Origin of the sequence: Actinomadura sp. 7K534 (assembly GCF_004348575.1) — a bacterium.
Lineage (GTDB): Bacteria > Actinomycetota > Actinomycetes > Streptosporangiales > Streptosporangiaceae > Spirillospora > Spirillospora livida.
Genome location: NZ_SMKB01000185.1, coordinates 1 through 14380 on the forward strand (window position 1 = coordinate 1; position 14380 = coordinate 14380).

Below are 14380 nucleotides of genomic sequence, written 5' to 3' on the forward strand. Positions count from 1 at the left end.
GCTCAAGTCATGGCGGATCCTGCGCAAGCTGCGCTGCAGCCCGAGCAAGGCCGGCCACATCGTCAAGGCCATCGCCGCCCTGCAGAATCACCGCGTCGCCCAGGCAGCACGGGGATGAAATGGGTTCACTGAGCCTGAGGGCACCGGAAGACGCGTACGACAGCCTGATCACCTAGGTCGTCGTACTTACACCTCGGTGCTCAGCGAAGCTGGGAATACGGTCCGCGTTGACGGAGGGCCAATGGAAAAACTGTGGGTGCGGCACATCAGAGAAGCACTGAAAAGCGGTTTCGCAGACCATATAGATCTGAGCGACTACGTCAATGCGAACGACTCGGTGCGTGATAAGGCTTTCTTGAGCCGGGGACTCGCCGCGCTCGCCATACAGCGTTTTACTGGATTGTCCTGCTCGCGGGAGAGTATGCTGCAGCGGTCGACTTCCTGACGCGGGACATATCCCTCCGCCAGAGCGCCAGAGATCGGCTTGGTGAAGCCGGTGAATTGCGAAGGCTCGGTATGGTGCGATGCGAGCTAGGTGAACACGATGCGGCGCGCCAAGATCTGAGCAAAGCTCTGGAACTTAATCGGACCCTGGGTAGTCGCCGTGGACAAGTTCAGTGTCTCAATGATCTTGGCGAACTGGCCGACGCCCTGGTGAGTCCTGAAAGTGAGACACGCAGCTACACGAGTCTGCCTTAATTATTGCTCGCGGGATCACTGCTCCATTTGAAGAGGCGCGTGCTTTGGAAGGTATCGGCCGAGGACTCCTTCGGGATGGCCAGCCCAGCGACGGCGCAACACGCCTCCGCCACGCGATCGTGATCTCGCAACAGATTAGGTCACCCAGGCTTCAACAAGTTGAAACCCTCTTACGCGACGTTCAACTCTGATCCCATGGATTGGGTGCTTGTTTCACTTTATGACCAGAGGAGGTCTGAGTGGCTATTTTGTCCTCTGGTTCTTCTTGGGACCAGGTCAGGTTCCGCGCCAGCTGAGTGTGGCTTCGCCGGTTAGGCGGCGGGTCATGTTGTCCATCATCGCGATGTGGATCATGGCATGGGAGTTCGCCGGGAGGGTCTCGTTAGCGCGGACCAGGCGACGGTGAAGCGTGAGCCCTCCAGGGTGCGCTCGGCGCGACCCAGCGGCGGAGCAGGGGGTAAAGCCGCGGGTGCCAGGCTCGCGTTGGACGGTGTGTCTGTCGATGCCGCGGGTGGCGGCGTGTTCGACGAGGTGCCGACGTTAACCTCCATCCACCCAGGTCTTGCGGATGCTGGGGTGGTCGGTGGTCAGCTGGTCGATCAAGGCGGTCCCGGCGACCGAGCCCGACGCCGGGATGGTCCCCAAAGCCACGCGGCTAGGGCGTCGGTGGTCCGGTCGGCCAGGACCTCTACTGGCCGGCCGCGGATCAGCCGGGTCAGCGTCGTGCGACTCGCCGCCCCCAACAGCAGTTCGGCTAGGCGGGCACCCGCCCGGCCACGGTGTCGGTCAGCCGCCGCTTGTAGTAGCTGTATCTGCGCCGCGACACCGTCCCGCACTCCGGGCACCCGGCCTCACGCGTCGTCGTCCCGGCCTTGATCTGCACCAAGGTCCCACAGCGGCTCACCCGGTCCACGCACACGCGGTCCGGATACAGGCCGCGCAATGGTTCGCCGAGAGCCGCCCGAATGCGTGGATCGCCGCTGAGTTGGCCGATCATCTGCGGGCCTGGAGGATCCGTCAGAAGAGCGAGCGGCCCTCAATCTGAAGCCACTGCGTCTGGGTTGGTTCAGGACCGGTCCAGGCCCTATGAACCGAGTATGGGACTCGTGCGACCGCCGCGGTGCCAACGGCGAAGAACACACTGGTGGCGTTTGAGCGTTCAGCGGAGTTACTTCGGGGTGTGTCGGCGGTATCCGACGACGAGGTGACCAGCTTTAAGGGCCTGCGCACCACCGTCGGCCGCCCCCTCCGCCTCATGTAGGGGCCTGGCTGGAGTACGACGTCGCCCAGTATGGCTACTGAAAGCCTGGTCACCAAGGCCTGCACGGAGCGCCGTGGTATCCATGACGCCCACCTGGACAAACTCCGCAACATCTGTCGCTGCGGCCTCTACACATCCGCCCCCGCGAAGCGATCAAGGCCGGAGCCAAGAAGATGTGACCTGATCGGGAACGGCGAACCGGACCCGGTCGACGTAACGTCGGTAGAAGACCCACAGAGACGGAGGCGTCCAGGTGACCGCAGACAGATCCGCGTTCGCGTCCATCGAAACGGGCAGCAACCGGGTCGGTCCCGAGCGCCAGGTGCCGCTGTCGGTCTGGCGTACGCGGGAGTTCCAGCGCTGGTACGGGACGCAGCGAGCGGCCGGGAACTCCTTGCTGAGCGCCCGGTTGGTGTGGACGTTCCCGGGCGAGACGGGGTGCGGGGCGGTCTTCTTCTGGGCACTGCACGTCCGCATGTTCGTCGCAGCCGAGCGCAGGGTGAAGGAGAACGAGGTGGTGATCTCCCGTCCCGATATCTCGGTGGCCGCGCTCTACCGGCGCGGTGTGTCGCTGGAGGACACCACGGTCGTGCTGGTGCGGGAATTCCGCAGCCCCGCCTCGACGCCTGACGGATACGTTCACGAACTGCCGGGCGGCTCGGGCGCCGACACGACACAGCCGCTCTTCCTGGCCGCGCAGGAGGTCGTGGAGGAGACCGGGCTGGCGATCGAAGTGAGCCGCCTCCGCGCACACGGCAGCCGCCAGGTCTCCGCTACCGTGACCGCCCACCATGCCCACCTGTTCTCCGCAGAGATCACCGAGGATGAACTGGCCCGCTTGCGCACCGTGTGCGGCCGCCCGCAGGGCGTGCTCCGCGACTCGGAACGCACCTGGGTCGAGATCGCTACCTACCGCGAGATCCTCACCCGCCGCCTGGTCGACTGGGCGACCCTCGGCATGATTGCCGAGGCCCTATCCGCCCCGTGACATCGGCGTGTCTATGCGCCCGGTCACGCGCCTTTGCGGAGGCGTCCCTCGTACCGTCTAGCCTGTACGGCTCACGGCCGACCAGAACGCGGGGGCCACCATGACCGAGCGGGACACTGCTTTTGGAACGGAACTGCGCCGCCGCCGCCTTGCAGTCGGCCTGTCACTGTCGCAGTTGGCCGCCAGGATCCACTACACCAAGGGCTACCTCAGCAAGATCGAGACCGGTCGGAAGCTGCCCAGCCCCGACATGGCCCGGCGCTGCGACACCGTGCTGAACGCCGAGGGCGAACTCGCCGCTCTGGTGGAACGGCCGACGTCCGGCGCACCGGACGAACCAGACCTTGGTGACCGCGGCGACGCCTGGCTGCTGAGGCTGGGCCCGGTGGGGGATTGCGAGTTCGTCCCCGCGACGCCGTCCGATACCGCCCCCGAGTCCAGCGATGACGCGGTACCCCCATGGCACGGTGCGAGCCGACGCGCGCTGGCCGCCGCGGCGAACGCGGAGCGGATCGACGCGACCCTGGCGGTGTTCCGCAGCCAATTCGAGCAGGCCAGGGTGCAGGGTCAGGTGATGCCACCCGACACCGTGCTGCCGACGGTGATCACCCAGACGAACACGCTGCGGGCGCTGGCAGCGGTGGCCGCCGAGCCTGAGCGCGGACGGCTGCTGCTCCTCGCGGCGCGGTGCGCGGAGTTCGTCGGCTGGATGACCCAGGAGAAGGGAAACGACCAACGCGCCCTCTGGTGGACGCGCACGGCCACACGGCTCGTCGAGCCCACCGGTGACCCCGCCATGGCCGCCTACGCGATGGTGCGCCGGGCGGAGATGGCGCTATACCGGGACGACGCCGTCCAGGTCATCCGGCTGGCCCGAGCCGCACAGGAACAACCCGGCGTCCCACCCCGCGTTCGCGGGCTGGCGGCCCAGCGGGAGGCGCAGGGGCTTGCGTTGTACGGCGACCACGACGGCTATCGCCGCGGGCTTGAGCGGGCTTCCGCACTGCTTGAGGCTGCCAAGGACGCCGGGGGCGACGAACCGATTATCGGCTCGTCCACAGGTTCCGATCTCGACCCGGTGGTCGCCGGCTGGTGCCTGCACGATCTCGGCTGTCCGGAGGAGGCGGCGGAACTGCTGGATCAGGCCCTGCCGCTGATCGCCGCGCGCGGGCTGCGGGCCCGCCTGCGCTTCGGCACCCGCCGGGCATTGGCCTACGCGGCAGCGGGAGAGATCGACCGGGCCTGCGAGCTCACCTCGGAACTGCTCGACCTGGTCGACGTGGTGGACTCCGCGACGATCCGCGTCGACCTACGCCGCCTCGCCCGCTCCCTCGTCCGCCGCCACGCGCACCCGTCCGTCCGCGAGATCTACCCGCGCATCATGACCGCCCTGCACACCGCCACCGCCTGACCATGGCCGCCGCGGGCCCGTGCGAACGGCCGGGGCAGCGGGTGCGGCCAGGTAACCCAGCGGCCCCGGACAGGAAGACGATCACTAGAGCCGAGGTCACCGCCAGCCCGACCGCCAGGCCCACGGCCATCGAGATCCCGGTGTCGGAATCGAACTCGAGGAGAAGCGCGATGGCGGCCTGGGCGCGGACGGTTGTGTCGACGAGGGTGCGCGCCGCTGCGCGGGCGAGTACCCGCCGGGACGGGATCTCAGGCGACGGTCGGTCTCCGAGCCTGGTCCCCAGCCGTCGTCTCTCCATAGAACACCCCTTGAGCATGAAACTTCAGAATTCCCCATATTTCGGAAGTCAGCATGCTCGTCCTCCGGTTCAATGAGAAAGGTGTTTCCCGTCGCACATGCTTCAAGAGACCGGGAGACCCGGGCGCAAAGTGGTTATCCTTGGCGCATGGAAGGAATCTTCATAAACTACCGGAGTGGTAATCATTTTGCGGCGATAGAAAGGCTGTATGATCGCCTAATTTGGCACTTTGGCAAGAATTGCGTATTCCTTGACCGCTCCTCGATCCGCGGCGGGGAACGATACCCAGACGTGCTGCGCGAGAAGCTGGAGGGCTGTGAGGTCCTGCTCGCGGTCATCCACCCCGGATGGCTCATCGACGCCGATAACGAAACTCGGCTGATCGACCGCGAGGGGGACTGGGTCCGTTACGAGATCAAGACCGCGCTGGAACTCGGCAAGCTCGTCATCCCGGTGCGGCTCGACGACGCCGCCATCCCCGGCGTCGACGACCTCCCCGAAGAACTCAAGGAGCTGGCGGTCAGGCAGGCAATCGCCCTCCGCACTGGAGGCTTCGCGGCGGACGTCGAGGTACTGATCGGTAGGCTCGAACACCAGGTGACGCCGTCGTGGCGGCCCCCGGAGCTAGTCCCGCCCCCACCGGCCGGCACGGGAGCCCGTCGACGGCTAGCAGTCGTGGCGGCGGCCTTCGCGGGGGTCGCCGCGCTCATCGTGCCACCGGTGCTCGCCCTCGCCTATGGTCGTCCCGTGGCGGCGGACGAGGAGGCTCCCTTGTCGTTCCAGGCGGCAATGTGGTCGGCGCTCTTCATGACGAGCTATCCGATCATCGCGGGGCTCCTCGGCCTGGTCCGTACCCGGATCAACAACGCCGAGCAGATCATGCACCCGATATCAAGCAACCGCTACAACTCGCGGTTCGCCATACCCGTCGGGATGACGACGGTGGCGCTGTTGAGCATGATCATCCTCGCGGCCAGCGGGCTGACCTTCCCGGCTTACGTCACCATCATGGTCCTTCTGGTGACCTTCGCCGGGTACGTCGTCGCGCTGGTGCGCGCCGAACGCGATGAGGAGGACGAGGAGAGGAACTGGCCCCGGCGGCCACGGTGGCCGATCACGGCACCGGCGCTGCGCCGCGGGGTCGAGCGGGTGCGCAACCGGCTGACGGTCTGGCCAGCCCCGCTCAACCGGGAACAGCAACTCAAGGCAGAGTGGAGCCTCGCTGTCCTGGCCGAGGCCGCCGACGACTTCAGGCGTCAGGGTGCCGGGAAAAGACACGCCTGGCTTAACCGGAAGTTTCCGCGGCTGACGCTCGCCTGTGGGCTGTGGATTGCCGCGACCGTTGGCCTCTTTGTCGCCAGCCTCTCTCCCGACATCGCGGCCAATCCCACTCGCGTGCGCTACTACCTCGCCATCGCTGTATTCACCGGCGTCGTGCTCGCCATCTTCGCCTCCGGCGGAGAACTGCTGTACCGATATTGGCGGTGGATGTACGGAAATGTAGCCGCAGAGGTCCACGACGAAGTCCGCGAACTCCGCGGGCTGCTTGAGGAAAGGGGGCCGACGTCCGGGGTGGGCTAACGCGCCGCGCAGTTGTTTCCCGGGGCCAGTCGGCCGGGCAACGCTCAACCGCTTCCCGCCGGAAGCCCCGATCGCCAGCATAGAAGCAGGTGAACAGCACAACGGCTGATGACACCGTCAAGCGAAGGCCGAATCTCGGTGTGGACATGATGAGACGTTTCGGTCATCACGCGTCGCCTGGGGCAGGCCGTGGCGGTCACCACCGCGGTTTCCGTCGCCCAGATCGCTTTCAACGGCGTCACCTCCGACCGTTCCCAGGACGCGCTCTGCTGAGCGCGCTCGCGTGGCCGCTGCCCGCCCGGTGCGGCCTGGCCGCCACGGCGTCGTCCGCCGCCCTTCGCAGGATCAGCGCCGTCTCTCCCGGCGCCGTCCCACCGTGCGATGCCCTCTAAACCCACCAGACCTCCCAATGGCTGGTCGACCTCGAGGCCTTGGGCGTCTTGACCGTCATCTTCTTCGCACTGGCGACCGTACTGCTGCGGCGGCGGCTCGAACCACGGCACACTCCGACCACACCCGAACCAGCGGAGGCCCCGACATGAGCGGTGTGTTCATCAACTACCGGTCCGTAGATCAGCCGATCGCCGCGGAGAGCATCTATGTGACGCTGAAACGCCAGTTCGGCGAGAAGCAGGTCTTCCTCGACCACATCAACATGAAAGCCGGCGACGACTATCCAACCGAACTCCGCGAGGCGCTCGAGCGCGTGGACGTGCTCGTCGTGGTCATCGGCCCGGACTGGCTGAGCCTGGAGGACGAGCGGACCGGGGAGCGTCTGATCGACCGCGAACGGGACTGGGTGCGCAGAGAGATCAGGCGCGCGCTCGAACGCGGCATCGAGATAGTCCCCGTGCTCCTGGTGGACCTGCCGAAGCCCACCATGCCACCGGACCCGGACAAGCTGCCCGCCGAAATCAGGGGACTCGGCGTGAAACAAGTGCACCGCATCAGCAAGTTCGGCTTCGAGAACGACCTCAACCTGCTGGTCAAGCGGGTCACCCATCTGTCACCAGAGCTGGGCCTCGCCGAACTGTTCGTCCCCCCGCCGCAAGGACGGCGGGCCCGGCAACGCCCCCAGCGTCCTGCTCCGGCCCGAATATGAGATCGCACCCCTCACCGGGCGCTGTCGGGAGCTCGGAGATCTGCTCGCCTGGGCCAACGGGTCGGCGACCACCTCGGTGAAGCTACTCACCGGCGGCGACGAATTGGAGCGGACGCTGCTGGCACTCCAGTTCCGGGATGCTCTTTCCCACGAGGACTGGCTGGCGGGTGTGGTCAACCCGCGGGCGTCCGCTACCGAGATCCGCAACACCGGCATGATCGAGCGGCCGCTGCTGGCGGTCGTGGAAGCCGCCGAGTCACACGACGATCAGGTGATCGCACTGGCCGAGGCGCTGGCCGAACGTTCGGCCTTGCGGGACGTCCCCGCCCGGCTGCTGCTGGTAAGCGATTCATCGGGCGAGTGGCTCGCCCGGCTTCGTGACCACGACGACGAGCGGATCTCCGGGCTGTTCCGGGAAGTGACGGAATGGAACACGCTCACCCTCTCCCAGCTCCACCCCGACCGCGCCGGGCAGTTCCACGCCGCGCGCTCCGCCTTCGCCCAGAAACTCGGCGTCCTGGAGCCTGTCGGTGAGCCGCCCACCGGTCTCGTGCGTTGCCGGACGCTCAGCGACGTCCATGCTGCGGCGCTCACCACGATCCTGTCCCCCGATGCCGACCTCATGAACCCCCTGGACGACGTGATCATGGCCGACCTGAGGCATTGGCGCCGGATGGTTCAGGAGGACGGCCGCGCAGAGGCCGGTGCGGAGGCTCTGACCACCATCGCCGCGGTCACCACGCTCTGCCGCCCCGACTCAGCGGAGGAGGTGGAGGCGCTGCTGTCCCGGCTACCGGACATCACCGGGTTGTCTGTTTCCGACGTCACCGAGTACACGCAATGGCTGCGGCGGCTCTACCCGGGCCAGTACCTGCTGAAGCCGATTCGCCCGATCGCGCTCGGCGAACACGTAATGGCCACCACGATGGCCGCCGTTCCCTCCATTCCGGAACGGATCGGTGAGGTCTGTCCGGACGAGATGATCGCCCGTGCGCTGACGGTGCTCGGCGGGGCACTCCCTCGGCACCCCGAACTCGCGCCGGCGGTCACCTCTCTGGTTCGGGCGGACCCGGAACGCCTCGTGCTGCTCGGAACCGAAGTCGCGATCCACCTGGCGGAGCCCGAACCGTTCAGCCGCGCGTTGGGCGCCGGGCTCAACGACGGCAGGCTCAGCGTGACGGGCATCTGGAAGCTGCTGCAACGCGTGGCGCGCAGCGGCCAATCCCTGGACCCCTTGAAGCCCGCGGTCATGAAGGCTTACACCAAGGTCTTCGCCAAGCCCTTGATGGATCAGACCCGTGAGCGTGCCGAGGAATTCGGCCCCTTGAAACCGGTGCACCAGGTGGTGGAGCAACTCCTCGACTACAGCATGGACATGTTCGAGGGATTCCTGGATCCGAAGTCAGACAAGTTCCCCAAGGAGCCCGACGGTAAAGAAAGCGTGCCTCAGCCCTTGCTTGACCTGGCACGAAAACTGATATATGAACGCGATATCGAAGACCAACGTCGCCCTAAGGCCCGCGATGAACGTGACGGCGCCTCGCCGGATGTTCTGCCCCTTCTATTTGGCGCGTTCCTCGACCGGCGCAGCCCGTTCACCAGGCGTCAGCGCCGCGACAATGCCGGAACCGGTGACATGGAACCCGACGACTTCTCCAAATGAACGCCATCATTGATCAAAGGGAATTCTCTAGTCTGATCCCATTGGATGGAATGTCCGGGGGGATATTTCATGGACATCGGCGAGCGATCCGGGCAGCAGCCGGGTGATGTAGACGTACTCCAGGAACCGTTCGTCGGCGAGCAGGCCGGTGACGCTGGTGGGAGCCCGCCGCCGGGCGATCGCACGGTGGTGGAAGTAGACGCTCGGCCCGGAGAACATCCCTTCGGCCTCGAACCGCCGCACGTGATCGCCGAAACCGTGAACAAGCGCGTCGATCCGGAGGCGTGTCCGATCCCGTCCGTGCTCCGACACCGGCCGATACACGGCGGCCTGCGGAGCTGCTGGCCCGCTGTTCCCAGGTCCGGACGATCGTCGCTATCCGCTGGTGTCGTCGACGGTAGTGGGCCGGGCGGTGCTGCACGCTGATGAGGCCGTGATCGATCCGCTGCAGCAGTGGGACTCGTCTGGCTAGGTAGGGGTGGTTGTGGTCGCGCTTTTCTGCATTGGTCGTCGCCGCCTGGATGTGGGCGTCCAGTGTTGACTATTTCACCTGGGGATAGTGCCGACGGAACCAGCCGATGATCTCGCAGCGCCGGAACCGTTCATCAAGTTGGCCGACGCACTCGGCCAGCATCGACCACACATTCACCCTGGCCTTATGCGCCCGGCCCAGCGGTACGTCTCGATCTCGACCCCTCGGACGCGCTCCGCCGCCCTCCCCGCACCCCGGCAAGGTCGCGAGCGATCAGCGGCATGAGCGGATGTTGCCAGGTAGGGGCCCTAACCAAGACGCTGCAATCGTGGCTGACAATGAGTGCCCGCAGAGGACGCTCGATGAACTCCGGCAGATGCGCGACCTGTGCGAGCCCAGCCAGAACTCGAGGTACCTGCGGTACTCTCACGTGGTGCTCCGTGCTCCGGTGGGTAATTGATGATCTAATCAAGGAGCGGCAGGTATGTGGGAATCGTTGTTGGCTGACTATCAGCGGCTAGCAGCGATTGCGTCCGCCCACCAGCGGGGCCGGCGCTTCGAAGAGTTGCTGGAGCGCTTGTTCCAGCAGGCACACTTCTGCGTAGACCGTGATCCCTCGGCGGCGGCCCCGCGGCAGACAGATCTGGTGGCCCGCTACGGAGACACCTGGTACCTCATCGAGGCCAAGTGGCAAAACGCTCCCGTTGACGTCAGTGTCCTGGATGCCGTGCGGAGCCGCATGGATCGGACGGCATCCAGAACCGCGATAGGTGTGATCATCAGTGTCAGCGGGTTTACCGAGTCAGCGGTGGAGGACCTGCGCCGCTACCGGAACCGCGCACCGATCCTGCTCTTCGGTGAGGAAGAGATAGCTCAGATCCTGAAGGCGCCCAGAGATCTGTTGGCACTGCTGCGCTCCAAGCACGAGCGGCTGGTCGCCCACGGCGAGGTGCAGTTGGCCACCGACCGCAAGTCTCAGCCGCGGCCCCGCCCATCCAGAGACCTGCCGGAGTGCACGACGCGACTGCTCGATACCGGTCTAACCCCAGTGGACTTGCTCACCAGCGACGGACAGTTCGGGGAGTTCGTCTTCGTCCCCCAGGTGCCTGACGTGGATTGGGAATACCCCGGCGGACACGGCGTCAGCCTCGATTTGCCGCTGCGGGCTTTCAACCAGGAGCACGTTGTCGACCTCGTACACACTCTGTCCCGTCTAGGATTGAGGGGCTCGGAACCACGATGGATCATCCAGCAGTCCACGGTGAACTGGCACGGCGTCGGCGCCCGGACCCTTTGTGACGCCCTGCGCGCATGGGAAGCACGTACCGCGGACCTGATTGATGCACACCATACAGAGCAGGTCGTCTATTTCGACACTTGCCCAGGCGGCGGCTTCTATACCATTACCGCAGATGTCGCGATGCACACGGACAGACAGGTGTATCGCTGCAACGTGTCGTTTCAGTTGCCGGGCGTACCCCTGGACACTGGACCGCTCCGCCATCTGTTCGAGCGGTACCAGGCTGGGGTCTTTCATTATTTTCGTCCAATGACCACCTCGGCGCTCACTCGGTTCTCTTGGCCACGGAGCGAAGCGCCGATCCTGGAGGTGGTCGGCTACGTTGTCGTCCACGACGACCTACCACCCGGCTTTTGGTCCGATGTCCAGACCGATGAGACCCAGGAACCCGCAGGACCTGGCGAGGTTCCCACGGAATGGGTGACCGGAGTGGTTGCTAGGAACCCGTATCGGGCAGAAACTGGCATCACGGTCCCGCCCGAGTGGCCGAAAGAGATTCAAGCCAGCGACCGACTGATCTGCAGTCTGCGCAACCACCACCCGCTCGACCGTCCCAGCGGCGCCTATCGCCTGGAGTCCTGGAGATACGCTCGTACTTCAGATGCGCTGGTCTTCCAGCCGCTGGCCGACTGGTAAGGGCCGCCCAACTTGTCTCGCGTGGGTGGACTACTCGGGCCGTACACGATCAACGATCTCGTTGGCCTGGGCGACGTCCACCAGCGATCCGAGTTCAAAATCGATCCGCCACGGTCCCGTTCACCGTGCCGACTGCAAGGAACACCAGAACATCCGGCCATTGACACGAGCGGGCACACAAGATCCCCACTCACTCGCGCGGTCGGCGGCAGAAGAGGACGTCTAGGCTGCTCAGTAAAGCCATCGGTCGAGCACCGCGGGCCAGAAGTGAGTACGGTGGTCGCCATCCCCGCCGGCGGGCGGGTCGAGGGCCCTGATCTGTTCCAACAGGTCGCCGAGTTCAGCCAGCGCCTCCTCTTCGGCCTGTCCGTCTTCGTCCCAGTGGCCGATGACGGTTGAGCCGGTGAGCCAGCTGCCGACCAGGTGCAGCGAACACAGCCAGTGGTTGATCGTCGAGTTGACGAAGCACGCACTGCCGTCCGGTAATCCCAGTTGCAGTACCTCGCCGCTCCCCGGCGTGGCGCCATATTCCCAGATCACGTCCGCTACCTCGTTATTACGTGACGCCAACCGGTACATCGCCGGCTCCGCGGAGAACGACACCGCATCCACCAGATCATCGATCAGCGGCACGCCACAAGTGATCAGAGCTTCCTTTTGCGGCTCGGGAACCCGCCAGGTCGCCAGGTCGGATGCGGCGGCACGCACCACCCGCTCGGCGCCGGCCCAGGACGCAACCGCTTCGAACGCGGGAGGAACCGGGAGATCGCCACCAAGCACGCCACGGAGGATAGCCAGGTAGGGCCTCACATGCCGCCGTCCCGTAGTCGCCGCCAGAGCCGACCATCGACGGTGCACGCGAACTGTTGCAGAAGAATCGTTGTCGCTGACCGAGATCGGCCGCCCGAAGTAGGTGGAGCGCGTACCCGGGCTCCAGGGAGGCTTCCTTCCCTGGGGGAAGGAAGTGAACCACTGCCGTGGCGGGACAGCGACACGGTGATGCGCCGCTCGCGTACATCTGAGTGAGTTGCCGCTGATCGTCCGACTCCGGGCGTCGGCGAAGAGTTTCTAGATTGCGTATGGGTCCCAGTAGGTGGCGTAGCGCAGGAGCGAGTGGGCCAGATGTGGGTGGATCGCGGCCCACCGGGTGTCGAAGAGGAACCACTGGTCGAATCCGAAGAAGCCGTCGATGTACCGGGCGACCTGCGTGATGTGGACGTCCAGCCGGGTCAGGGACTCGGCGGGCCGCACCGGGCGAAGGATGGCCGACATCTCGCCGTGGATCGCCTCATGCGTGAGTGGCCGGTCGATGCCGACGGGCGCCGGGGCGTATCTGCCCAGCCGGGCGTAGCGCTCCATTGCCGGGCCGATGTCGTCCTCCTCGGGAGCGACCAGTGCCCGCAGCAGCCGGGCGTCATACGGCCAGCGGTGGGCGTCGGGACCGTCGGTGCTCCGCAATCGGGCGGCGAGATCCGGCAGGGTCAGACCGGGGAAGACCACGGCGCCGACCAGGTTCAGGTTTCCAAGGACGTCGGGCGATTCCCAGCACAGGCGGACCGAGAAGACCGACTCGGGTCCCGGTGGGGCAAGCCGGACGCTCCGGACCGGTACTCCGGGGCTGAAGACCGCACCGGACGCGGCGGCATCGGTGGGCAGCGGCCAGGTGTTGTGCAGTAGGAACGCGAGCCGGTCGGGCAGGGTGGCGGCGCTCTCGTCGTCGATGAAGTAGTAGGCGAGGTCCACTTCGTCGTCATCGGTGCGCACTCTCAGGGCGTGTTCGCCGAGCCGGATGTAATCGGCGTCCCCCTCGACCCACAGGTGCTCGTGCAGCAGCTCGCGCAGTTCGTCGATGCTCTGCGGCTGAAGCAGGTTCCGCTTCTGGGCCTCGTCGAAGATCGAGTCGAGGCCGTAGACATGGCCGCCCAGTTCGCCGGCGATCCATGCTTCCGGGTCGTCGCGGTTCCAGCCGCGGCGGAACCAATCGAGCACGGTGGTGTCGGGCACCGTGACCACCCGCTTACTGAACGGCGATTCCTCGCGCCACCGAGACACGAAGTACACGCGCCTGACTCTAGGCCGGCGGTCCGTCCCGAGTATGCGCGCAGCGGCAACGGCCACGACCGGCCGAAAGAATGGCGGGCAGCCACCGTGCCGCCCGAGCGGAACCATGGTGGTACCCGGTCTCTGGTCCCTGGCCTGGCCCACACCGCTCATCAGGACTAGCGAGCGACCAGCGGCAGAAGAGTGTCCTTCTATTCCGTGATCTCGGAACAAACAAACGGCGCGGTGCCGCTGCAACCGCCTCCGTGTCGCCGGCCGACGTTGGGGTGCCCGACCTAGGTGTTGTTACGGGTCGGCTGTGCTCAGTGATTTGGGTCCGGAATGGGACAGAAGGGTTGTCGGGGACCGGGTGGCGTGGCGGCATGACACGTCCGGTTTGGTGTTCCGACTGGTGCCGGGCGGTACGTTCCGAATGGGTCTGTCGGACGCCGAGGTGGGGGAGTTGCATGTGATCGCCGCCGGCAGCGAGGCTGATGGCGGTGTCGAACTGCTGTTAAAGCACATCGAGGAGATGCGTCCGGTTCGTTCGGTGACGGTCGGTCCGTTTCTGATGGCGCGGTACCCGCTTACGGTGGCGCAGGTGCGGCACTAGCTGGCCGACTACGAAGACGACTACGCCGATAGTGACGCCAACGCCGCCCGCCTGGAGGGAGTTGGACGATCTGCTAATTCGGCTGCATAGCGAGGCGGAGTGGGAGTACGCCGCGCGGGTTGGAACCACGACCCTGACGTATCGAGGTGACCTGGTGCTGTCCGAAACCGATCTGGTGGACCACTTCGGGGCGGAACCTGTCAAACCGGATGAGACGTCAGGCCACGTGGGTGGTTTGTGGCTTGTTGTCGGTCTGGGGTTGGGGTGGCGGGTTGATCCAGACCTTGTCCGGTAGCGGGGGCGGTGAGGGGCACCG

Annotated in this window: 11 protein-coding genes; 7 read left to right on the plus strand and 4 right to left on the minus strand. The window is 65.9% G+C overall.

What is annotated here, in order from left to right; translation table 11 throughout:
* Positions 1–1453: 1453 nt before the first annotated feature.
* Entirely contained in the window at positions 1454–1585 is a 132-nt protein-coding gene (locus tag E1266_RS39925) for a hypothetical protein (protein WP_279436351.1), read from the minus strand.
* A 628-nt stretch (positions 1586–2213) separates the two neighbouring features.
* On the opposite strand from E1266_RS39925, the gene E1266_RS27705 reads away from it, so the two are divergent.
* From E1266_RS27705 to E1266_RS27725, 5 genes are all read left to right on the plus strand, one after another.
* Entirely contained in the window at positions 2214–2948 is a 735-nt protein-coding gene (locus E1266_RS27705) for a hypothetical protein (protein WP_132051950.1), read from the plus strand.
* Between the two features lie 100 nt (positions 2949–3048).
* Positions 3049–4359 (plus strand): helix-turn-helix transcriptional regulator, encoded by a 1311-nt coding sequence (locus E1266_RS27710; protein WP_132051952.1) that lies wholly within the window; start codon positions 3049–3051, stop codon positions 4357–4359.
* A gap of 445 nt (positions 4360–4804) precedes the next feature.
* Complete coding sequence (locus E1266_RS27715) at positions 4805–6238, plus strand: toll/interleukin-1 receptor domain-containing protein (protein WP_165966238.1); 1434 nt, start codon at positions 4805–4807, stop codon at positions 6236–6238.
* Between the two features lie 538 nt (positions 6239–6776).
* Positions 6777–7340: a toll/interleukin-1 receptor domain-containing protein gene (locus E1266_RS27720; protein ID WP_165966239.1), complete on the plus strand. Its 564-nt coding sequence runs from the start codon at positions 6777–6779 to the stop codon at positions 7338–7340.
* A gap of 76 nt (positions 7341–7416) precedes the next feature.
* A complete protein-coding gene (locus E1266_RS27725) occupies positions 7417–9003 on the plus strand; it encodes a hypothetical protein (RefSeq protein ID WP_132051958.1) in 1587 nt (528 codons plus the stop codon).
* A 27-nt stretch (positions 9004–9030) separates the two neighbouring features.
* On the opposite strand, the gene E1266_RS27730 is transcribed toward E1266_RS27725, so the two are convergent.
* A complete protein-coding gene (locus tag E1266_RS27730) occupies positions 9031–9315 on the minus strand; it encodes a hypothetical protein (protein ID WP_132051960.1) in 285 nt (94 codons plus the stop codon).
* A 644-nt stretch (positions 9316–9959) separates the two neighbouring features.
* On the opposite strand from E1266_RS27730, the gene E1266_RS27735 reads away from it, so the two are divergent.
* A complete protein-coding gene (locus E1266_RS27735) occupies positions 9960–11411 on the plus strand; it encodes a restriction endonuclease (protein ID WP_132051962.1) in 1452 nt (483 codons plus the stop codon).
* 231 nt (positions 11412–11642) lie between these two features.
* Here E1266_RS27735 and E1266_RS27740 read toward each other — a convergent pair whose 3' ends face one another.
* Together E1266_RS27740 and E1266_RS27745 are read right to left on the minus strand one after the other, a co-directional pair.
* Entirely contained in the window at positions 11643–12191 is a 549-nt protein-coding gene (locus E1266_RS27740) for an SUKH-4 family immunity protein (RefSeq protein WP_165966240.1), read from the minus strand.
* A 288-nt stretch (positions 12192–12479) separates the two neighbouring features.
* Positions 12480–13472, minus strand: coding sequence for a hypothetical protein (locus E1266_RS27745; RefSeq protein ID WP_132051966.1), 993 nt, complete (start codon positions 13470–13472; stop codon positions 12480–12482).
* A 298-nt stretch (positions 13473–13770) separates the two neighbouring features.
* On the opposite strand from E1266_RS27745, the gene E1266_RS38970 reads away from it, so the two are divergent.
* Positions 13771–14064 carry a hypothetical protein gene (locus E1266_RS38970; protein ID WP_207945951.1) on the plus strand — a complete coding sequence of 98 codons (294 nt, stop codon included), beginning with the start codon at positions 13771–13773 and terminating at the stop codon, positions 14062–14064.
* The last annotated feature ends 316 nt before the right edge of the window (positions 14065–14380 follow it).